Below are 21,276 nucleotides of genomic sequence, written 5' to 3'. Positions count from 1 at the left end.
AAGGCTAGTTGGCGTTCCGGATTCCGGCGGGGTTCAGTCCAGATCGTTCAGTCCAGATCGTCGTGCGCCATCAGGCGGCGGGCGGCCTCGGTGATCGATCCGGACAACGACGGGTAAACGGCCAGTGTCTGGGCCAGCTCGTTGACGGTGATGCGGTTGGTGACGGCCACCGCGATGGGCAAAATGAGCTCGGAGGCGATCGGGGCCACCACCACGCCGCCGATCACCACGCCGGTGGATTTGCGGCAGAAGATCTTGACGAAACCCTGCCGCAGTCCCGACATCTTGGCGCGGGCGTTGGTGTGCAGCGGCAACATGATGGTGCGGGCGCTGAACTGGCCGTCGTCGATCGCCGATTGCGGCACGCCCACGGCGGCGATCTCGGGTCGGGTGAACACCGTCGCCGCGACCGTACGCAGCCGGATCGGGCTGACGCCCTCGCCGAGCGCGTGGTACATCGCGATGCGGCCCTGCATCGCCGCGACCGAGGCCAGCAGCAGCAGGCCGGTGCAGTCGCCGGCGGCGTAGATGCCCGGTACGGAGGTTCGCGACACCCGGTCCACCTTGAGGTAGTCGCCGGGCCCGAGTTCGATGCCGACCCGCTCCAGGCCCAGGCCGCTGGTGTTGGGCACCGAACCGATGGTCATCAGGGCGTGGCTGCCTTCGACCGTGCGGCCGTCGGTCATGGTGACCAGGACCCCGGTGTCGGTGCGGGTGACCGACTCGGCGCGCGCGTTCTTGAACAACTGGACGCCGCGTTCGGCGAACGACTCTTCGAGCACCGCGGCGGCGTCGGCGTCCTCGTAGGGCAGCACCCGGTCGCGGCTGGCCGCCACCGTGACCGGCACCCCCAGTTCGGTGTAGGCGTGCACGAATTCGGCGCCGGTGACGCCGGAACCCACCACGATCAGGTGCTCGGGCAGCTCCTCGAGGTCGTAACAGCTGCCGCCAGGTCAGGATGCGCTCGCCGTCCGGCTGGGCCGACGCCAGCACCCGCGGGCTGGCACCGGTGGCGATCAGCACCACGTCGGCGTCGTGCTCGGTGATGGTGCCGTCCGCGGCGGTGGCTTTGATGCGGTGGCGGGCCAGGCCGGGGGCCGGATCGATGAGCTCGCCGCGGGCCGCGATCAGCCGAACCCCCACTTTGCGCAGCTGGGCGGCGATGTCGGCCGACTGCTCGGCGGCCAGTTTGCGGACCCTGGCGTGGATCTGCGGCAGCGAGATCTTGGCGTCGTCGATGTCGATCTCGAAGCCCAGCCTTGGCGCCCGGCGCAGCTCGGTGCGCAGCCAGGTGGACGCGATGAACGTCTTGGAGGGGGGACGCAGTCGTCCAGGACTGCGGCACCGCCGATGCCTTCGGAGTCGATCACAGTGACTTCCGCCGAGTCGGGGTGTGCGTTGGCGGCCACCAGGGCTGCCTCGTAGCCGGCCGGACCTCCGCCCAGGATCACGATGCGCGTCACCACGGGCTCAAACCTAGCTTGGCGACGATGCGGTTCGCAGCGCGAACCGAGGAGGAGCCAGGCCATCAGACCCCGCTTGGCGACGATGCGGTTCGCAGCGCGAACCGAGGACTCCAAACCCGCTTGACGTGACGGCTGACGCCGCCCGGGCGCGAGGCGTTTAAGCTTTCCCCGTGCCGCTCTACGCCGCGTACGGCTCGAACATGCATCCCGAGCAGATGCTCCAGCGTGCGCCGCACTCCCCCGATGGCCGGAACTGGCTGGTTGCCGGGTTGGCGGTTGACCTTCGGCGGCGAGGACATCGGCTGGGAAGGCGCGCTGGCCACCGTCGTCGAAGACCCGGATTCGCGGGTGTTCGTAGTGCTCTACGACATGACCCCGGCCGACGAGATGAATCTGGACCGCTGGGAGGGCTCCGAGTTCGGCGTGCACAAGAAGATCCGCTGCCGGGTGGAGCGGGAGTCGTCGGACACCGACATCGACCCGGTGCTGGCGTGGCTGTATGTGCTGGACGCCTGGGAGGGCGGTCTGCCGTCGGCGCGCTACCTCGGGGTGATGGCCGATGCCGCCGAAATTGCCGGCGCCCCCGCCGATTACGTGCACGACCTGCGCACCCGTCCGGCCCGCAATATCGGTCCGGGCCCCAGCGCCTGATCCTATTCCGGCGCCTGGTCGCCCCCTTTTCTTCTCCTTTGCCGAGCGTCCCCATATGTACGGTGAAACGGCCGTTTTGACGACATTTTCAGGACGCTCGCGACGGCCCCGCGGCTCGACCCTGCTCCAACCGCGTCCGGAGTCTGCTCACCAGATGCCAGGGTTCACGTCTGACGTCCTCGGCGACCATCGCCACTACCACCCAGCCCACATCCTGCAGAGCCGACATGCGGAGGCGATCGTATTTGAACGCCTCACGACTGCTGTGCGCGTCGACGCCGTCGTACTCAGCGACAACGCGACACTCGGGCCAGGCGAAGTCGACTCGCCATAGGCGTCCGGTCAGGTCGACGATCTTGTACTGCAGCGTTGGTTGCGGCAGTCCGCCGTCGATCATGACCAGCCGGGCCTCACTCTCCATCGGCGACTCGGCCAGCGGCGAGGCCAGCGCGAGCAGCTCCCGCGACGCGCAGATGCCTCGACGCCCGGCCTGCAGCCCGACAGCCTCGGCTAGCTCGTCGCGGCCGCAGGAACCGCTGCCCAGGGCCGCATCCAGCGTGGCCAGCGCCCGCGGCCGCCGCAGGCCGCGCGCCACCTCGATCGCTGTCCAAGCGGGCGTCGTGGCCGGCCGGCCGCGCACCGACGACAGCGGCGCACCCTCCCGCCGATGCACCACCAACCCCTGCGTCGAGTGCAGGCGGCCGTTATCGGGATTGAGCACGTGCAGGTTGGTGTCGTGTTCGGTGTCGAATCCGTAAATGGCCGCCGCGGTGTGCAGGCAACTGGCGACCGTCGTGCCGGCCAATAGGTCGAGGCCACGTAGTCGCAGTACGACAGTGTCTCGGCCGCTGCCGTATACGCCGTGCCAGATCCTGCGCAGCTCGCCGCGTTGTATGCAGGTCTCCAAGTTGCGGCGGCTCAGGAATTCGAAAGCCTGGGCGGCGGTGATCACGCCACCCTGCAGGTTGAGCAGCTGACACAGTTCGGCGTGCACGCGGCCCATCTTCGAAAACACGCAACGCGCCCACAATTCACCCGCTGAGCGGCCCCAAAATGCCGTTCAAAAGCGGATTTTGCCGTACATATGGGGGGCGCTCGGGAGAAGAGATCAAGGACCGACGCTAGAACGCGGCCGACTGCTCGATGATGTTCACCATCACCCGCACACCGATGGCCAGCGCCCGCTCGTCGAGATCGAACGTCGGCTGGTGCAGGTCCAGTTGCGGGCCCACCCCCGACCAGACCCCAAGTCGGGCCATCGCGCCGGGAATTTCTTCGAGGTACCAGGAGAAGTCCTCGCCGCCGCCGGACTGCCGGGTGTCGGCCAGCACGTCGGGGCCGACGGCCTCGATCGCGTGGGAGAGAATGCGGGTGGAGACGTCCTCGTTGACCACCGGCGGAACGCCGCGGCGATACTGCAGCGTGTGTTCGATGGCCAGCGGCGACAGCAGGCCGGTGACGCTTTCCCGGATGATTCCCTCCAGGTCGACCCAGGTCTGGCGGCTCGCGGTGCGCACGGTGCCGGCCAGCACGCCGGACTGGGGAATCGCGTTGGGCGCATTACCGGCATTGACCGCACCCCACACCAGCACGGTGCTGTTGCGCGGGTCGATGCGGCGTGACAGCACCCCGGGCAGCCCGGTGATGAGCGTGCCCAGCCCGTAGACCAGGTCGGCGGTCAGGTGCGGGCGCGAGGTGTGCCCGCCAGGGGAATGCAAAGTGATCTCGACCTGGTCGGCAGCCGAGGTGATGGGGCCCAGCCGCACCGCCACCTTGCCGACCTCCAGCCGCGGATCGCAGTGCAGCGCGAAGATGCGCGACACCCCGGTCAGCGCGCCGGCGGCGATGGCGTCGATCGCGCCGCCGGGCATCAGCTCCTCGGCGGCCTGGAAGATTAGCCGCACCCCGACCGGCAGTTCAGGCACCGACGCCAGCGCCAGCGCGGTGCCCAGCAATATCGCGGTGTGCGCGTCGTGCCCGCAGGCGTGCGCGATGTTGGGCATCGTCGAGGCGTACGGGGCACCGGTGCGCTCGCTCATCGGCAGGGCGTCCATATCGGCGCGCAGCGCGATCCGCGGCTGGTGCTCGGGCCCGAAGTCACAGGTCAGGCCGGTTCCCCCGGGCAGCACTTTGGGGTTGAGCCCGGCGTCGGCCAACCGCTCGGCGACGAACTGCGTGGTGGCGAACTCCTGGCGGCCCAGCTCCGGGTAGCGGTGGATGTGCCGGCGCCAGGCGACCAGGTCGTCGAAGTGGGCGGCCAGCCAGGATTCGGCGCTGTCGACGAGGCTCATCCGGCGGCCCTTCGACGCTCCAGCGCAGCCAGTACCCGATCCCGTTGGCCGGGGTCCGACGCCAGCGCGACAACCGTACGCGCCAGCATGATCGCGCCGTCCACCACCGCCTGGTCGGCGCTGGGTCCGACGGCAGCGGCCGCGAAAGCACGCTGGTGCACCGTGGCCCCGCCGGCGTCGACGCCGATCACCGGATGTATGCCCGGCATCACGTGCGTCACGTTGCCCATGTCGGTGCTGCCCATTGGCAGCCCCACTTCCACGGCGGCGGGCACCGGCTCGCGGCCCAGCCGGCGCATTTCCTCGCGGAAAACGTCGACCATCCACTGGTCAGGCTTCAGCTCCGCATATCCGGGTCCGGCCGGTTCGATCTCGTATTCGCATCCGGCGGCCAGCGCCCCGGCCGCGAAGCAGGCGTACGCCCGACCCTCCAGCTGGCGCAGCGAATCGGATTCGGTCGCCCGCATCGCGTACTGCAGCGCCGCCTGCCCGGGTATCACATTGACCGCCTGGCCACCGTCGGTGACGATGCCGTGCAACAGCTGCCCGGGCGCCAGCTGCTGGCGCAGCACCCCGATCGCCACCTGCGCAACGGTCACCGCGTCGGCGGCGTTGATCCCGAGATGCGGTGCGACGGCTGCGTGCGATTCCTTGCCTCGATAGTGGACGGTGCACTCGGACAGGGCCAGCGACCGCGTACCGGCGATGTCGGTGGGACCCGGGTGCACCATCACCGACACCGCGACGTCGTCGAACGCCCCGGCCTGCAGCATCAGCGCCTTGCCGCCGCCGGACTCTTCGGCGGGGGTGCCCAGCAGGGCCACCGTCAGGCCGAGGTCGTCGGCGACTTCGGCCAGCGCCAGCGCGGCCCCCACCCCGGCGGACGCGATGATGTTGTGCCCGCAGGCGTGGCCGATCTCGGGCAGCGCGTCGTACTCCGCGCACACCCCGACGACCAGCGGGCCGCTACCGAAGTCGGCGCGAAACGCCGTGTCCAGCCCCGCGACCGGGCCGATCGCGAAACCGCGCTGGGCGACCAGCTCTTTGGCCTTGGCGCAGCTGCGGTGCTCGGCGAACGCCAGTTCTGGCTCGGCGTGGATGGCGTGGGACAGCTCGATCAGGTCACTGCCGCGCTGCCGCACCAGATCTTCGACGCGGTCGGGTGCTACGGGCATCTTCGCAGTATCTCACCGCCGGTCGGGCGGCCGGTTACACCCGTGCGGCGATGAATTGCGCGGCCTGTACGGGCCACGGCGGATCCTCGTAGGCGTGATGCGCCTCGCGGTCGCGCCCACCGACGACGCAGACCGGATCACCCTCGCTGCACAGGTCGATGGCGCGGCCGGCGAACGCTCCGGCCGTGGACAGCGGGGTGCCGAACCGGTTGCCGGGATTGCCGAACACCGCGACGGCGGTGACGCGGCCGACCAGCGCGGGGTCCAGGGGTGGCGCCGAGCCGAAGTTGCCGATCCGCTCGCCCAGCGGGGGCACGCCGGCCATCATCGATATGGCGGCGGCGCCTTGGGAGAAGCCGCCGAGCGCGATATGGGTGTTGGGGCATTGCTCGGCCATCCAGGCGATGTGGTCGCTGGCGTCGTTGGCCGCGTCGCCGGTGGTCAGAAAGTTGTAGCTGGCCGCGTAGTTCACCGGGTAGACGCCCAGGCTGCGGGAGCCCAGGGCGGGCCCCAGCGCAGCCACCAGCGCGTCGCCGACTCGTCCCAGCCCGGGGGGCTCGGCAGTTCCGCGGGCGAAGACGAGCTCGACGGCGGGGCAATCGTCGGCGGACGCTCTGGGCAGCGGAACGACCACGAAAGCGGCCAGGGCGGCGAAAACAACAGCTGAAACCGCGGCGGACACCGCGGGACGAGGCGATTTGCGAAGTCTCACAGGGCCGATCATCACACACCCCCGGTTTCGGGGGCGCGACGAGCTAGGCTCGCGCGATGTGACCAGCGTGGCGCCCGACCCCGACGCGATGGCGGCGCGCGCGGCCCGCGTGATCGCCGAACGCACCAGCACCGGTAGGCACGACGTCGCCGTGGTGCTGGGGTCGGGATGGGCACCTGCCGTGGTCGCGCTGGGGTCCCCGACCGCCGTGTTGGCGCAGGCCGACGTCCCCGGGTTCGCGCCGCCCGCTGCGGCCGGGCACTCCGGTGAGCTGCTGTCGGTGCCGATCGGCGCGCACCGCGTCCTGGTGCTGGCCGGCCGTATCCACGCCTACGAGGGGCACGACTTGCAGCATGTGGTGCACCCGGTCCGGGCGGCGTGCGCGGCGGGGGCGCGGATCGTGGTGCTGACCAACGCCGCCGGCGGGCTGCGGGCGGACTTGCGGGTGGGTCAGCCGGTGCTGATCAGCGACCACTTGAACCTGACCGCGCGCTCGCCGCTGGTCGGCGCGCAGTTCGTCGATCTGACCGACGCGTACGCGCCGCGGCTGCGTGCGCTGGCCCGCGAGATCGACCCGGAGCTGGTCGAGGGCGTGTACGCCGCGCTGCCGGGGCCGCATTACGAGACGCCGGCCGAGATCCGGATGCTGCGGACGCTGGGCGCCGACCTGGTCGGCATGTCGACGGTGCACGAGACCATCGCCGCCCGCGCGGCCGGTGCGGAGGTGCTGGCGGTGTCGCTGGTGACGAACCTGGCCGCCGGTATCACCGGGCAGCCGCTGAGCCACGCCGAGGTGCTGGCCGCCGGCGCCGCGTCGGCCGCCGCGATGGGCTCGCTGCTGGCTGACGTGATCGCCCGGTTCCAGTGACGCCCGAAGACTGGATCGCCCACGACCCCGACCCCGCAACGGCCGCGGAGTTGGCCGCGCTGGGTCCCGACGAGCTTGCCGCCCGGTTCGCCCGGCCGCTGACCTTTGGTACCGCGGGGCTGCGCGGTCCGGTGCGTGGCGGCCCGGATGCGATGAACATCGCGGTGGTGTTGCGGGCCACCTGGGCGCTGGCGCAGGTGGTCGGTGCGGGCGCCGAAGGATCCAAGACGGTGATCGTGGGCCGCGATGCCCGGCACGGTTCGGCGGCGTTTGCCGTCGCGGCAGCAGAAGTGCTTGCTGCCCATGGGTTTTCGGTGTCCATGTTCCCCGATCCGGTGCCGACGCCGGTGGTCGCCTTCGCGGTGCGCGCCACCGGGGCGGCCGCCGGGATTCAGATCACGGCGTCGCACAATCCGGCGACCGACAACGGTTACAAGGTGTATCTGGACGGCGGCCTGCAGATCGTCTCCCCCACCGACCGACAGATCGAGGCCGCGATGAAATCCGCTCCTGCGGCCGACGAAATCCCGCGCAGCCCAGTCCAACCCGCCGACACAGACCTGGTGCAGCGTTACATCCAGCGCGCGGCCGCAGTGCGCCGCGGCACCGGCGCGCTAAGGGTGGCGTTGACGCCGATGCACGGGGTTGGTGGCACGGTGGCGGTGCAGACGCTGCGCCGGGCCGGATTCGGCGACGTGCGCACGGTCCCAACGCAATTCGCGCCGGACCCCGACTTCCCGACTGTCGACTTCCCGAACCCGGAGGAACCGGGGGCCACCGACGCGCTGCTCAGTTTGGCGGCCGACGTCGGCGCCGACATCGCGATCGCGCTGGACCCCGACGCCGACCGGTGCGCCGTCGGCATCCCCGACCGCACTGGCTGGCGGATGTTGTCCGGCGACGAAACCGGTTGGCTGCTGGGCGATTACATCCTGTCGCAGCCGTCATCGGGCAAGCGCACGGTCGCCAGCACCGTGGTGTCCTCCCGCATGCTCGCCGCGATCGCCGGCCAGCACGGCGCGACGCACGTCGAGACCCCGACCGGGTTCAAGTGGCTGGCCCGCGCCGACGCCCAGCACCCGGGCAGCCTGGTCTACGCCTACGAGGAGGCGATCGGGCACTGCGTCGACCCGGCCTCGGTGCGCGACAAGGACGGCATCAGCGCGGCGGTGTTGTGCTGCGACCTGGCGGCGTCGCTACGCCAGCGGGGCCGCACCATGAGCGACGCGCTCGACGACCTGGCCCGTCGTTTCGGCATGCACGAGGTCGCCGCGGTGTCGCGGCGAGTCACCGACACCGAGGAGGCCGCGGCGGTGATGCGCCGGCTGCGGCAGGCGCCGCCGGCCCGGCTGGCCGGCTTCGATGCCACCGTCACCGACACCGACGACGCCCTGATCTACACCGGCGGCGATCAGCACACCTGGGTCCGGGTCGTGGTGCGGCCGTCGGGTACCGAACCGAAACTCAAGTGCTACTTGGAGATTCGCTGCCAACCGTCCGAGGACCTGGATACCGCCCGGCGGCGCGCCCGGCAGCTGCGCGACCAGCTGAAAAGCGAGGTCCAGCAGTGGTGACGGGTCAGCGCGGCCCGAACTGGCGGTCGCCGGCGTCACCGAGTCCGGGCACGATGTAGGCGATCTCGTTGAGCCCGTCGTCGACGACCGCGGTGAACAATCGTGCGCCGGGCGCCGCCTCCCCCAACGCCGCGATGCCTTCCGGTGCCGACACCACGCACACCGCGGTGATGCGCGTGGCGCCGCGCTCCTGCAGCAGGCGCACGGTGTGCGTCATCGATCCCCCGGTCGCCAGCATCGGGTCCAGGATCAGCACCGGCTGCGTGGACAAGTCCTCGGGCAGCGACGCCAGATACGGGTTGGGCCGGTGGGTCTGTTCGTTGCGGGCCACCCCGACGAAACCGACCGCAGCCCCGGGCAATGCCGCCAGCGCCGCGTCGACCATGCCCAGCCCGGCGCGCAGCACCGGAACCAACAGCGGCAGCTCGGCCAGCCGCGCACCCGTCGTCTCGGCCAGGGGCGTCCGGATCGACATCGGCTCGGTGGGCGCGTCCCGGGTGGCCTCGTAGACCAGCATCAGCGTCAGCTCGCGCAGCGCGGCACGGAAGGTGGCGTTGTCGGTGCGTTCGTCGCGCAATACGGTCAGCCGGACCGCCGCCAGCGGGTGGTCAACGACATGCACCTCCACGGACAGTGACCTTATATAACAATCCGGTTCAGGCCTGCTGACACGCGTGATCGCTTCCCGTCGGCCGCTCCGGCCGAGCCATATACTCCCGGCATGCGGCGACTGAAATGGCCTCTGAGCAGGGCATTTTGTGCCATCGCCGCGGTGGGCGCGGTCCTGTTGCCCACCCCCCGGCCGGCCTTGGCGGCGGCCGCTTTGCCCACCTACGCCCACGTGGTCATCGTGATCGAGGAGAACCGCTCGCAGGCCAACATCATCGGCAATCAGGCGGCGCCGTTCATCAACGCGCTGGCCGCCGGCGGAGCGATGATGGCGCAATCATTCGCCGAGACCCATCCGAGTGAGCCCAACTATCTGGCGCTGTTCGCCGGCAGCACGTTCGGATTGAAGAAGGACAGCTGCCCGGTCGAGGTCGGCGCCCAACCGAACCTGGCCTCCGAACTGCTGACCGCCGGCCACACCTTCGGCGGCTACTCGGAGGACCTGCCGGCGGTCGGTTCGACGGTATGCAGCGCGGGCAAATATGCGCGCAAGCATGTGCCGTGGGTCAACTTCAGCAACGTGCCGCCGGGGGTGTCGGTGCCGTTCTCGGCGTTCCCGCAGCCGGCGAATTATGCGTCGCTGCCGACCGTGTCGTTCGTCATCCCGAACAACGACAACAACATGCACGACGGCTCGATCGCCCAGGGCGACGCCTGGCTGAACAGCCGGATGTCGGCGTACGCCAACTGGGCCAAGGCCAACAACAGTTTGCTGATCCTGACGTGGGACGAGGACGACGGCGGCCAGCGCAACCAGATCCCGACGGTGTTCTACGGCGCGCATATCCAGCCCGGCAGCTACAACGAGACCATCAGCCACTACAACGTGCTGGCCACGCTGGAGGAGATGTACGGGCTGCCCAAAACCGGTTTGGCGGCCAACGCGCCGCCCATCGCAACTATTTGGGGCGGATAAGCGCGGACGGGGCGGGTCGCTATTCTGTGCCGCATGGCTGCTGACCTCGTGCCCATCCGCCTGAGCCTGTCCGAGGGCGACCTCTACACGCTGTGGGCGCCGCGCTGGCGCGACTCCGGGGACGAGTGGGAGGCGTTCCTGGGCAAGGACGAAGACCTGTATGCGTTCGAGAACGTTGCGGACCTGGTTGCGTTCGTACGCAGCAACGACGACAACGACCTGACCGATCACCCGGCGTGGCGGGGCATCACCGAGGCGCACGCCCGCAAGTTCGAGCCGGCCGAGGACAAGCGGTTCGACTTGGTTGCCGTCGAGGAGTTGGTTGCCGACAAGCCGACCGAGGAGTCGGTGGCGGCGTTGGCCGGGGCGCTGGCGATCGTCTCGTCGATCGGCTCGGTGTGTGAGCTGCCGGCGATCTCGAAATTCTTCAACGGCAACCCGACGCTGGGCACGGTGTCCGGCGGGATCGACAACTTCACCGGCAAGGCGGGCCGCAAGCGCTGGGAGGCGATCGCCGAGGTGATCGCGCGCAGCTGGGACGACGTGCTCAAGGCCCTCGACGACGTCGTCAGCACCCCCGAGGTCGACGAGGAGCTGTCGGCGAAGGCCGCCGAGGAACTCGAGGAGGAGATCGAGGAACCCGAGGAACCCGAGGAGGAGGCGGCCGACGAGACGGCGGGCGAGGCTGCCGAGGAGGACGAACAGGCCGACGAAGCCGACGACACGGACGCCTCGGAAGACACGGACGACACGGACGACTCGGACGACGAGGAAGACGAGGAAGACGAGGGCCGCGCCGAGGGCGACACGGTGGTGTTGGGCAGCGACGAGGACTTCTGGGCGCAGGTGGGCATCGATCCGATCCGGATCATGACCAGTTCGGGCACCTTCTATACGCTGCGCTGCTATTTCGATGATCGTCCGATCTTCTTGGGCCGCAACGGCCGGATCAGCGTGTTCAGCTCCGAGCGGGCGCTGGCCCGTTACCTCGCCGACGAGCACGACCACGACCTGTCGGATTTGAGCACCTATGACGACATCCGCACCGCCGCTACCGACGGCTCGCTGAAGGTCGACATCACCGACGAGAACGTCTATGTGCTCAGCGGGCTGGCCGACGACTTCGCCGACGGCCCCGAGGCGGTGGACCGTGATCAGCTCGACCTGGCCGTCGAACTACTCCGCGACATCGGCGACTACTCCGAGGAAAGCACCGTCGACAAGGCACTGGAAACCAATAAGCCGCTGGGCAAGCTGATCGCCTACGTGCTGGAACCCGACTCCGTCAGCAAGCCCAACGGTCCGTATTCCGCCGCGGTGCGGGCGTGGGAGAAGCTGGAGGCGTTCGTCGAGAGCCGCCTGCGCCGGGAGTAGCTCGCACCGCGGGGGCGCTACCGTATCCGCACGTCCACAGCTGGGCCCACGCCGCCCATTCTCAGCCATGCCAGCGGCCGACGCGGCCAATCGCCTGGGGAGAAGGTCCGGTGAGAAGGCCACTGCATGCGCATGACATGCACATGTGTTAGGTTGGGCCATGGCCGTAGCGATTCAGATCAAAGACGTCCCCGAAGAAGTTCGCGACGCGCTGGCGGCCCGTGCCGAAGCGCGCGGCCAATCCACCCAAACGTATCTGCGATCACTGTTGGAGCGGGAGTACCAAGCTCAACGCAACCGGCAGCTCTTGGAGGCGTTGGCTGGTCATCGCAGCCTCACGATGACCGCCGAAGAAGTGGCGACCGTCATCCGCGCCGACCGCGACGGGTGAATTTGATCCTGTGATCGTGGTGGACGCAGGCGTGCTGGTGTTGGCGCTCACGAGCGGCGCTCCCCAAGGCGACACGGCACGCACAGCTTTGAACGACGACGACGGCTGGCTCGCGCCCGCCCACATGCCGGGCGAGGTACTACGCACTCTGCACAAAGCCGTATTGCGCAAACAATTGCAACCCGAGGACGCCGAGGCCGCCGCCGACGCCATCACCGCACTCGCCATCGAATACGTGCTTCCTGATGCACTGCTCCTGCGCACCGCCTGGGCCTGGCGGCACAACATCTCGATCTACGACGCCCTGTACGTCGCTGTCGCCGCCGAACGCTCCGCCGCCGTGATCACCGTCGACAGCCGCTTGGCCAGTGCCACTGATCAACTCGGTATACCAGTCGCGATCACTCTGCTCTAGATCTGCCGAAGACGGGAGGGTAGACAACCGCCAGGGGGTAGATTCCCGACTTGCGTCCAACTTTAAATGTTATCGGCCTGGATCCCCTTACATGCCGCCAGGATGTCGTCCCAGGCTTCAATGGCAAAGTGCCCCTTGCCAATTCCCCATTGGAAGTCAACGCCGGGAATGCTGCGCGCCAGGTATTCGCCGATGACGCGCGGGATGAACGTGTCACGGTCGCCCTGAAAGATATGAGTGGGCACCGCGACCTGCTCGACCCCGAATCCCCACGGGCGGTATTCGAGGAATGTTTCGTGCGCACCGCCGCGACCGCCCTGCCGGAACGCCTCGAGCTGGATGGCGCGGAAGTGCCGCAGGAAAACCTCGCCACCTACATGGTGCGGGTCGGTTTCGGGCAACGACGTCGTCACAGCGCGGCTGAAGCACCCGGGCGCAAATCGGGCACCCCAGCCCAGCGGAACGTAGGCCGCGTGGAACGGCCACGACCCGAGCCGCGCCAGCCGCTCGTAGAGCCGGTCGGTGGCGCTGAGGCCACGCATGATCTGCGGCGTCACCAATGGACCCCACGGTCCGAGTGCGCCAATGAATTTCAGCCGCAACCCCGCGATAAGTGCGCCGCAGGCGAACAGATGCGGCCCGGCCCCCGAGTGCCCGACCGCGCCGAACTCCGTCAGTCCCAGCGCGTCGGCCAGTGCACACACATCGGCAGGCCAGTCCAGGAACCGGCGCCGCGGCTGAAACGTAGAGCGTCCGAACCCGGGCCGGTCGACCGCAATCAGCCGGAACCCGTGCCGTCGCGCCGCCCCGTCGGCGAACACACCCTCCAACCGGCAGCTCGGGGTGCCGTGGAAGTAGAAGGCCGGATAGCCGCCGGGGTCACCCCATTCTTGGTAAGCCAGCGTGCGGCCGTCGGGCAGTTGGAAGAGTCCGGCGTCGTCGTCCCGAACACACTCCGGCAGCTGCATGGGTCCACGCTAGTAGCAGGACCTCCGCCCGTGACGCAGGCCAATGCAGACAAAGCCACGGGAGCCAGAATAAAAGTACCGCCAAGCCAGAGCAGGAAAAACGCGTCGAACAAGATCCCGAAAGACGCTGCCGAAGGGGCCAGTGAGCGGGCCACCGAGCACGTCGGCGATGGACGGCCCCGCGGGTGCTATCGCGCAGCTGGGGATAGCTGCATCCAGATGTGCCGCGTCGAGCGCCGACGCGATAGCCGCCAATTCCGTTGTGGAGGCCTCCAGCAATCGCGGCGACACGCGCAGACGCGCTACCCGATCAACACCGCGTACCGCGGCTTGATCACCTCGTCGATGATGGCCAGCCGCTCGTCGAACGCGATGAACGCCGACTTCATCGCGTTGATGGTGAACCGCTCCAGGTCGCTCCACCCGTAGCCGAACGCCTCGACCAGCCGGTACATCTCCATGCTCATCGTGGTGTCGCTCATCAGCCGGTTGTCGGTGTTGACGGTGACCCGGAAGCGCGTGCGCGCCAACAGATCGAACGGGTGCTCGGCGATGCTGGACACCGCGCCAGTCTGCACGTTGGAGCTCGGGCACATTTCGAACGGAATTCGCTTGTCCCGCAACAGCGATGCCAGCCGGCCAAGTTTGACCCGCCCATCGTCGGCGACCTCGATATCGTCGACGATGCGCACCCCGTGACCCAGCCGGTCGGCGCCGCAGAACGCGATCGCCTCGTGGATGGACGGCAACCCGAACGCCTCGCCGGCGTGAATGGTGAAGCGCGCGTTGTTCTCTCGCATGTATTCGAACGCGTCGAGATGCCGGGTCGGCGGGTAGCCGGCCTCGGCGCCGGCGATGTCGAACCCGACCACGCCTTTGTCCCGGAACCGGATCGCCAGTTCGGCGATCTCGCGCGACATGGCGGCATGTCGCATCGCGGTCACCAGGCAGCGCACTTTGATCGCGTGACCGTCTGCCGCACAAGCCTTTTCACCGGCGGCGAACCCCGCGAGCACCGCGTCCACCACCTCGTCGAACGACAGCCCGCGGTTGATGTGCAGCTCGGGGGCGAACCGGACTTCGGCGTACACCACCGAATCGGCGGCCAGGTCCTCCACACACTCGTGCGCCACCCGGTACAGCGCGTCGGGCGTCTGCATCACGGCCACGGTGTGCGAGAACGGTTCGAGATAGCGCTCCAGCGACCCGCTGTGCGACCGGGTGCGAAACCAGGTCGCCAGCGCCTCGACGTCGGTGGCCGGCAGCTCGTCGTAGCCGACTTCCGCGGCGATTTCGAGCACCGTGGCCGGGCGCAGCCCGCCGTCGAGGTGGTCGTGCAGCAACGCCTTGGGCGCTTGCTTGATCTGTTCCAGGCTCAGAGTCATGGCGTGATCCGATCGATGATCAGCGGCCGGGGCGCGGGCGGCTGGTCGGCCGGGGCCAGCCGGTAGGCACCGTCCAGCTCGGCCAGTGCCGGGCCGAAGCGTTCCGGGGTGTCGGTGTAGAGCGTGAACAGCGTCTCACCGGCGGCCACCGGCTCGCCGGGTCGGCGATGGATCCGCACGCCGGCGCCGTGCTGCACCCGCGCACCCGGTCGGGATCTGCCCGCACCGAGCCGCCACGCCGTCAGCCCCACTGCCATCGCGTCGATGTCGCTCATTGTGCCGCTTGAAGTGGCCGTCACGGTTTCCGAACACTCACCAATTGGCAAAGGTTTCGCCAAATCGCCGCCCTGGGCGGCGACCAGCCGCCGGAACCGGTCCATCGCGGTGCCGTCCCGCAACGTCTGCCGGGGATCACGGCCGGCGAGCCCGGCCAGCTCGAGCATCTCGGCGGCCAGCCGCACCGTCAGTTCCACCACGTCCGGCGGCCCGCCGCCGGCCAGCACCTCCAGCGACTCCGCCACCTCCAGCGAGTTGCCGACGGCCCGCCCCAGTGGGCAGTCCATGTCGGTGAGCAGGGCGCGGGTGGGCACCCCGTGCGCGGTGCCCAGGTCGACCATGGTGTGGGCCAGCGAACGGGCCTGGTCTTCGGTTTTCAGGAAGGCCCCGACCCCACCTTCACGTCCAGCACCAGCGCGCCCGCCCCTTCGGCCAGCTTCTTGCTCATGATCGAACTGGCGATCAGCGGCAGCGATTCGACCGTGCCGGTGACGTCACGCAGCGCGTAGAGCTTGGCGTCGGCGGGGGCGAGTTCGCCGGCGGCGAAGATGGCGGCCCCGATGTCCCGGAGCTGCTCACGTACGCGCGTGTTGGACAGCTCGGCAGTGAATCCGGGGATCGATTCCAGTTTGTCCAGGGTGCCGCCGGTGTGGCCCAGCCCGCGCCCGGAGGCCTGGGGCACCACACCCCCCACATGCCATCACGACTGGCACCAGCGGCAGGGTGATCTTGTCGCCGACCCCGCCGGTGGAATGCTTGTCCACCGTCGGCAGACCCAGGTCGGTGAAGTCCATCCGGGGCCCCGACGCCAGCATCGCCGCCGTCCAGCGGGCGATCTCGCCGCGGTCCATGCCGCGCAGCAGGATCGCCATCAGCAACGCCGACATCTGCTCGGGGGGGCCACCCGGCCGTCGGTGTAGGCGGCGATCACCCAGTCGATCGCCGCGTCGGACAGCCGGCCGCCGTCCCGCTTGGTCCGGATCACCGTGGGCGCGTCGAAAGCGTCGAGAGCCGGGCCGGTCACAGGTTGCCTTTGACGAAGGACGCCAGCGCGGCGGTGAGCTGGGCGGAGAACGGCAGCGGTCGGATGTAGTTTTCCGGTGATCTGCTGGCGTCCTCCTTGAGGACGTGGTTCACCCCGGTCAGGTGCACGAAGTCGGTTTTGGTGCCGGCGCTGGTCAGGCCGGCGACCAGGCGGTCGACGTCGTCGCAGGTCACTTTGGGTGTCTGCGTCGCTGCAACTGACCAGCACCGGCATCCCGCGGGGCAGCTTGGCGGCGGCCTGGGCGGGATCGACGGCATCTTCCTGCTGCAGTACCCGCGCGTTGGCGGCGTTGATGATCGGCTTCAGCGCCGCCGGTTCGTCCGGCGGGACCTGACCGGTGGCCCGGAAATCCCGGATGGCCTTGTCGAAAGCCGCGGTGTACTCGGCGGCTTGGGGGGCGGTCAGCTTTCCGGCCGTGACGGCCGCGTCCGCCTGGGCATGCAGTTGCTCGAGTACGTGGTCCAGGACGCGACGACTCTGCGGCTCCAGCAGCCCCACGGCCCGCACCGGGGTGACCGTGCCCGGCGCGGCCGCTGCCAACAGGGCGTACAGGGCGCCTTCGCTGTGGCCGATCACCATGAGCCGGTTCTTGTCGACGCCGGACCGGCCGGCCAGAAAGCTCAGGGCGGCGGCCACCTCATCCTGGAACACCGCCATGTCGAGTTTGCCGGGGTCCGCCGCGTACGGGCCGACGCCGGTCTGGCCGGTGCCGAGTTTGTCGTAGCGCAGGCTGGCCACGCCGTTGTCGGAGAGTGCCCGAGCCAGGTTTCGCAACGTGTCGATCTGGCCGGGTATGACCGCGGAGTTGCCGTCCCGGTCGGTCGGCCCGCTGCCGGCGATCAGCAGCGCCGCCGGCGCCGCCGGTTGCTGCCCGGCGGGGTGACGGAAGGTGCCGTACACCGTCATCGCACCCACCTGGAATGTGACGGACTCCTCCGACCACGCCGGCGACGCGGTCGGTGCCGTCGCCGAAGGTGAGCCGCATCCGGCCAGACCGAGGACGGTTACGACGAGAACGGCTGCCAGCGCGTTGCCGCTCACGACAAGTTCCGGCGCAGGTCGGGTTGGAACGCTTCGGGCAGCAGGTCGCCCAGTCGCCGCGGGCCGTCGGCGTGGTCGACCAGCATCTCGGGTCCGCCGTGTTCGAACAGCACCTGGCGGCAGCGCCCGCACGGCATCAGCGGCGCACCGTCGCCGTCGACACAAGCCAGCGCCAGCAACCGACCGCCACCGCCTGCGTGCAGGGCACACACCACCGCGCATTCGGCGCAGAGACCAAGGCCATATGAGACATTCTCCACATTGCATCCGGCCACGACGCGGCCGTCGTCCACCAGCGCGGCAGCCCCTACCCGAAACCCGGAATACGGCGCATAGGCCCGCGCAGAAGCTTTGATTGCATTGTCCCGCAGCACATTCCAATCAAGCTCTGCCAACTTGTCACCCCGATCGCGCACGCGCCGAATCAACCGGAATCACCCTAACCTCCGCCGCAACACGTCAGCTGCATCGCATCGCTTTCCTACCGCCGGCAACGTCGGCCGAGCTAAGCTCGGGTGCCCGGCAGAAGGGGGAGAACCCAGGTGAGTACGCAAACCGAGGCCGCGGAACCGGTCACCCCCGGATCCCCGCGCAAACGGCGGCCGCCGCGCACCCTGTACCGGGGCGACCCCGGCATGTGGGCGTGGCTGCTGCACCGCATCAGCGGGGCCACGATCTTCTTCTTCCTGTTCGTCCACGTGCTGGATGCGGCGGTGCTACGGGTCAGCCCGCAGGCCTACAACCAAGTCCTGGCGACGTACAAGACTCCGATCGTCAGCCTTATGGAGTACGGCCTGGTGGCCGCCGTGCTGTTCCACGCGCTCAACGGGATCCGCATCATCCTGATCGACTTCTGGTCCGAAGGCCCGCGCCATCAGCGGACGATGCTGTGGGTGGTCGCGGTGGCGTTCCTGATACCCCTGGTGATGGCCGGAGTGGTGATCGGCATCCACGTTTCGGAGCAGCTGCGATGAGCGCTCCGGACCTTCAGCTCGGCCCCGGTCAGATAGCTCCGGTCCGGCAACGCAGCTACGACCGGCCGGCCAGCCTGGACAACCCCCGCTCCCCGCGCCGCCGCGCCGGCATCCCGAACTTCGAGAAGTTCGCCTGGCTGTTCATGCGGTTCTCCGGCATCGTGCTGGTGTTCCTGGCGATCGGACACCTGTTCATCATGCTGATGTGGGACGGCGGCGTCTTCCGCCTCGACTTCAACTTCGTCGCGCAACGCTGGGCCTCACCGTTCTGGCAAGTCTGGGACCTGTTGCTGCTGTGGCTGGCACAACTGCACGGCGGCAACGGAATCCGCAACATCATCGATGACTACAGCCGCAAGAACATCACCCGGTTCTGGCTCAACACGCTGCTGACGGCGTCGATGGTGTTCACCTTGATGCTCGGGACGTACGTGTTGATGACCTTCAACCCGAACATCTCGTGAGAGGCGCGAATCCGTGATCGAACAACACCGATACGACGTGGTGATCGTCGGCGCCGGCGGCGCCGGCATGCGCGCCGCGGTCGAGGCGGGTCCCCGCGTCCGCACCGCGGTGTTGACCAAGCTGTACCCGACGCGCAGCCACACCGGCGCGGCCCAGGGCGGCATGTGCGCCGCGCTGGCCAACGTCGAGGACGACAACTGGGAATGGCACACCTTCGACACCGTCAAGGGCGGCGACTACCTCGCCGACCAGGACGCGGTGGAGATCATGTGCAAAGAGGCCATCGACGCCGTGCTCGATCTGTGGAGAAGATGGGGATGCCGTTCAACCGCACCCCCCGAGGGCCGCATCGACCAGCGCCGCTTCGGCGGGCACACCCGCGATCACGGCAAGGCCCCGGTGCGCCGGGCCTGCTACGCCGCCGACCGCACCGGCCACATGATCCTGCAGACGCTCTACCAGAACTGCGTCAAGCACGACGTGCAGTTCTTCAACGAGTTCTATGCCCTGGACCTGGTGCTGACCGAGACCCCGACCGGCCCGGTAGCCACCGGGGTGGTGGCCTACGAGTTGGCCACCGGGGTGATCCACGTCTTCCACGCCAAGGCGATCGTGCTGGCCACCGGCGGCTCCGGCCGCATGTACAAGACCACCTCCAACGCGCACACGTTGACCGGCGACGGCATCGGCATCGTGTTTCGTAAGGGACTTCCGTTGGAGGACATGGAGTTTCATCAGTTCCACCCGACCGGGTTGGCCGGCCTGGGCATCCTGATCTCCGAGGCGGTGCGCGGCGAGGGCGGCCGGTTGCTCAACGCCGACGGGGAACGGTTCATGGAGCGCTACGCGCCGACCATCGTGGACCTGGCACCCCGCGACATCGTCGCGCGCTCGATGGTTCTCGAGGTATTGGAGGGCCGCGGCGCGGGCCCCAACAAGGACTACGTCTACATCGACGTGCGGCACCTCGGCGAGGACGTGCTGGAGGCCAAGCTGCCCGACATCACCGAGTTCGCCCGCACCTACCTGGGCGTGGATCCGGTGCACGAGCTGGTCCCGGTGTACCCGACTTGTCACTACGTGATGGGCGGCATCCCGACCACGGTCACCGGACAAGTGTTGCGGGACAACACCAATACCGTGCCCGGCCTGTTCGCGGCCGGTGAGTGCGCGTGCGTGTCGGTGCACGGCGCCAACCGGTTGGGCACCAACTCGCTGCTGGACATCAACGTCTTCGGCCGCCGCGCCGGCCTGGCCGCGGCCGCCTATGCGCGCGGCAACGACTTCTCCGACATGCCACCGGAGCCGGCGGCGATGGTGCAGCGCTGGGTCGCCGACATCCTCTCCGAGCACGGCAACGAACGCGTCGCCGACATCCGCACCGCGCTGCAGCAGACGATGGACAACAACGCCGCGGTGTTCCGCACCGAGGAGACCCTCAAGCAGGCGCTCACCGACATCCACGCCCTCAAACAGCGCTACTCCCGAATCACCGTGCACGACAAGGGGAAACGTTTCAACAGCGATCTGCTGGAGGCCATCGAGCTGGGCTTCCTGCTGGAGCTGGCCGAGGTCACCGTGGTGGGTGCGCTCAATCGTAAGGAGTCCCGCGGCGGTCACGCCCGCGAGGACTACCCCAACCGCGACGACGTCAACTTCATGCGCCACACGATGGCCTATAAGGAAATTGGGGTCGACAAGGAGGGCACCGATTTGCTCAGTGACATCCGGCTGGACTTCAAACCCGTCGTGCAGACTCGCTACGAGCCCAAAGAGCGGAAGTACTGATGAGTTCGGAAACCACCGCCGAAACCGAGGTTCAGACACTCGAGCCGCCGCTGCCCCCGGTTCCCGACGGCGCGGTGATGGTGACCCTGAAGATCGCCCGCTTCAACCCCGACGACCCGGACAAGTTCGCGGCCACCGGCGGCTGGCAGAGCTTCCGGGTGCCGTGCCTGCCGAGCGACCGGCTGCTGAACCTGCTGCTCTACGTGAAGGGCTACCTGGACGGGACGCTGACCTTCCGCCGCTCCTGCGCCCACGGCGTGTGCGGCTCCGACGCGATGCGGATCAACGGGGTAAACCGGCTGGCCTGCAAGGTGCTGATGCGCGACCTGCTGCCCCACAAGCCGGGCAAGAAACTCACCGTCACGGTCGAACCGATCCGCGGGCTGCCGGTGGAGAAGGACCTGGTGGTCGACATGGAACCGTTCTTCGACGCATACCGGGCCATCAAGCCGTACCTGATCACCAGCGGCAACCCGCCGACGCGCGAACGGATTCAGAGCCCGACCGATCGTGCCCGCTACGACGACACCACCAAGTGCATCCTGTGCGCGTGCTGCACCACCAGCTGCCCGGTGTTCTGGAACCAGGGCAGCTACTTCGGCCCGGCGGCGATCGTCAACGCGCACCGCTTCATCTTCGACAGCCGCGATGAGGCGGCCGCCGAACGCCTCGACATTCTCAACGAGGTCGACGGGGTGTGGCGCTGCCGCACCACGTTCAACTGCACCGACGCCTGTCCGCGCGGCATCGAGGTGACCAAGGCGATCCAAGAGGTCAAGCGCGCGACGATGTTCTCCCGTTAGCCGGGCGCGGCGACCTCGTTTGAGCCGCC

At 68.7% G+C, this 21,276-nt stretch carries 18 protein-coding genes and 3 pseudogenes; 11 read left to right on the top strand and 10 right to left on the bottom strand.

Annotated elements, in window-relative coordinates:
• Positions 1-47: 47 nt before the first annotated feature.
• Positions 48-1,466 (bottom strand): annotated as a pseudogene (locus L6444_RS06135) (NAD(P)H-quinone dehydrogenase).
• A gap of 170 nt (positions 1,467-1,636) precedes the next feature.
• Here L6444_RS06135 and L6444_RS06130 point away from each other — a divergent pair.
• A pseudogene (locus L6444_RS06130) lies at positions 1,637-2,117 on the top strand (gamma-glutamylcyclotransferase).
• Between the two features lie 88 nt (positions 2,118-2,205).
• Here L6444_RS06130 and L6444_RS06125 read toward each other — a convergent pair.
• The 4 genes from L6444_RS06125 to L6444_RS06110 form a co-directional block, all read right to left on the bottom strand.
• Entirely contained in the window at positions 2,206-3,111 is a 906-nt protein-coding gene (locus L6444_RS06125; RefSeq protein ID WP_236981343.1) for a DUF559 domain-containing protein, read from the bottom strand.
• 127 nt (positions 3,112-3,238) lie between these two features.
• The gene (locus L6444_RS06120) at positions 3,239-4,408 is read right to left on the bottom strand and encodes a M20 family metallopeptidase (RefSeq protein ID WP_236981342.1); all 1,170 of its coding nucleotides are present in this window, start codon (positions 4,406-4,408) and stop codon (positions 3,239-3,241) included.
• A complete protein-coding gene (locus L6444_RS06115) occupies positions 4,405-5,583 on the bottom strand; it encodes an amidohydrolase (RefSeq protein WP_236981341.1) in 1,179 nt (392 codons plus the stop codon). The genes L6444_RS06120 and L6444_RS06115 overlap by 4 nt, the downstream gene beginning before the upstream one ends.
• Positions 5,584-5,617: 34 nt before the next feature.
• Positions 5,618-6,307 carry a cutinase family protein gene (locus L6444_RS06110; RefSeq protein WP_236981340.1) on the bottom strand — a complete coding sequence of 230 codons (690 nt, stop codon included), beginning with the start codon at positions 6,305-6,307 and terminating at the stop codon, positions 5,618-5,620.
• Between the two features lie 76 nt (positions 6,308-6,383).
• Here L6444_RS06110 and L6444_RS06105 point away from each other — a divergent pair, with 76 nt between their 5' ends.
• Complete coding sequence (locus L6444_RS06105) at positions 6,384-7,163, top strand: purine-nucleoside phosphorylase (RefSeq protein ID WP_236983856.1); 780 nt, start codon at positions 6,384-6,386, stop codon at positions 7,161-7,163.
• Positions 7,160-8,737 (top strand): phospho-sugar mutase, encoded by a 1,578-nt coding sequence (locus L6444_RS06100; protein ID WP_236981339.1) that lies wholly within the window; start codon positions 7,160-7,162, stop codon positions 8,735-8,737. Before L6444_RS06105 ends, L6444_RS06100 begins: the two co-directional genes overlap by 4 nt.
• Positions 8,738-8,741: 4 nt before the next feature.
• Here the strand turns inward: L6444_RS06100 and upp are convergent, their stop codons facing one another.
• The gene (gene upp / locus L6444_RS06095) at positions 8,742-9,365 is read right to left on the bottom strand and encodes a uracil phosphoribosyltransferase (RefSeq protein ID WP_236981338.1); all 624 of its coding nucleotides are present in this window, start codon (positions 9,363-9,365) and stop codon (positions 8,742-8,744) included.
• Positions 9,366-9,458: 93 nt separating this feature from the next.
• Between upp and L6444_RS06090 the strand changes: the two genes are divergently transcribed.
• The 4 genes from L6444_RS06090 (at position 9,459) to L6444_RS06075 (ending at position 12,502) form a co-directional block, all read left to right on the top strand.
• Complete coding sequence (locus tag L6444_RS06090; protein WP_236981337.1) at positions 9,459-10,322, top strand: alkaline phosphatase family protein; 864 nt, start codon at positions 9,459-9,461, stop codon at positions 10,320-10,322.
• 33 nt (positions 10,323-10,355) lie between these two features.
• On the top strand, positions 10,356-11,696 hold the full coding sequence (satS, locus tag L6444_RS06085; RefSeq protein ID WP_236981336.1) for a protein export chaperone SatS: 1,341 nt from the start codon (positions 10,356-10,358) through the stop codon (positions 11,694-11,696).
• Positions 11,697-11,856: 160 nt separating this feature from the next.
• Positions 11,857-12,087 (top strand): FitA-like ribbon-helix-helix domain-containing protein, encoded by a 231-nt coding sequence (locus L6444_RS06080; protein ID WP_236981335.1) that lies wholly within the window; start codon positions 11,857-11,859, stop codon positions 12,085-12,087.
• 16 nt (positions 12,088-12,103) lie between these two features.
• Positions 12,104-12,502 carry a type II toxin-antitoxin system VapC family toxin gene (locus L6444_RS06075; RefSeq protein WP_236981334.1) on the top strand — a complete coding sequence of 133 codons (399 nt, stop codon included), beginning with the start codon at positions 12,104-12,106 and terminating at the stop codon, positions 12,500-12,502.
• 62 nt (positions 12,503-12,564) lie between these two features.
• On the opposite strand, the gene L6444_RS06070 is transcribed toward L6444_RS06075, so the two are convergent.
• From L6444_RS06070 to L6444_RS06055, 4 genes and pseudogenes are all read right to left on the bottom strand, one after another.
• Positions 12,565-13,470, bottom strand: coding sequence for an alpha/beta fold hydrolase (locus L6444_RS06070; RefSeq protein ID WP_236981333.1), 906 nt, complete (start codon positions 13,468-13,470; stop codon positions 12,565-12,567).
• 302 nt (positions 13,471-13,772) lie between these two features.
• A complete protein-coding gene (locus L6444_RS06065; protein WP_236981332.1) occupies positions 13,773-14,855 on the bottom strand; it encodes an adenosine deaminase in 1,083 nt (360 codons plus the stop codon).
• Positions 14,852-16,155 (bottom strand): annotated as a pseudogene (locus L6444_RS06060) (thymidine phosphorylase). Before L6444_RS06060 ends, L6444_RS06065 begins: the two are co-directional and overlap by 4 nt.
• Positions 16,156-17,213: 1,058 nt before the next feature.
• Positions 17,214-17,612 carry a cytidine deaminase gene (locus L6444_RS06055; protein ID WP_236981331.1) on the bottom strand — a complete coding sequence of 133 codons (399 nt, stop codon included), beginning with the start codon at positions 17,610-17,612 and terminating at the stop codon, positions 17,214-17,216.
• 147 nt (positions 17,613-17,759) lie between these two features.
• Here L6444_RS06055 and sdhC point away from each other — a divergent pair, with 147 nt between their 5' ends.
• From sdhC to L6444_RS06035, 4 genes are read left to right on the top strand one after another with little or no spacing between them, the layout of a single operon-like run.
• Positions 17,760-18,191: a succinate dehydrogenase, cytochrome b556 subunit gene (sdhC, locus tag L6444_RS06050; RefSeq protein WP_255731143.1), complete on the top strand. Its 432-nt coding sequence runs from the start codon at positions 17,760-17,762 to the stop codon at positions 18,189-18,191.
• Entirely contained in the window at positions 18,188-18,655 is a 468-nt protein-coding gene (locus tag L6444_RS06045; RefSeq protein ID WP_236981330.1) for a succinate dehydrogenase hydrophobic membrane anchor subunit, read from the top strand. The genes sdhC and L6444_RS06045 overlap by 4 nt, the downstream gene beginning before the upstream one ends.
• Before the next feature lie 13 nt (positions 18,656-18,668).
• Positions 18,669-20,444 carry a succinate dehydrogenase flavoprotein subunit gene (gene sdhA, locus L6444_RS06040; protein WP_236981329.1) on the top strand — a complete coding sequence of 592 codons (1,776 nt, stop codon included), beginning with the start codon at positions 18,669-18,671 and terminating at the stop codon, positions 20,442-20,444.
• The gene (locus L6444_RS06035; protein ID WP_236981328.1) at positions 20,444-21,247 is read left to right on the top strand and encodes a succinate dehydrogenase iron-sulfur subunit; all 804 of its coding nucleotides are present in this window, start codon (positions 20,444-20,446) and stop codon (positions 21,245-21,247) included. The genes sdhA and L6444_RS06035 overlap by 1 nt, the downstream gene beginning before the upstream one ends.
• Positions 21,248-21,276: the final 29 nt, after the last annotated feature.

This window comes from Mycobacterium kiyosense (genome assembly GCA_021654635.1).
GTDB lineage: Bacteria > Actinomycetota > Actinomycetes > Mycobacteriales > Mycobacteriaceae > Mycobacterium > Mycobacterium kiyosense.
Note: the sequence above shows the minus strand (reverse complement) of the source record. Positions and strands in the feature narration are given on the sequence as shown.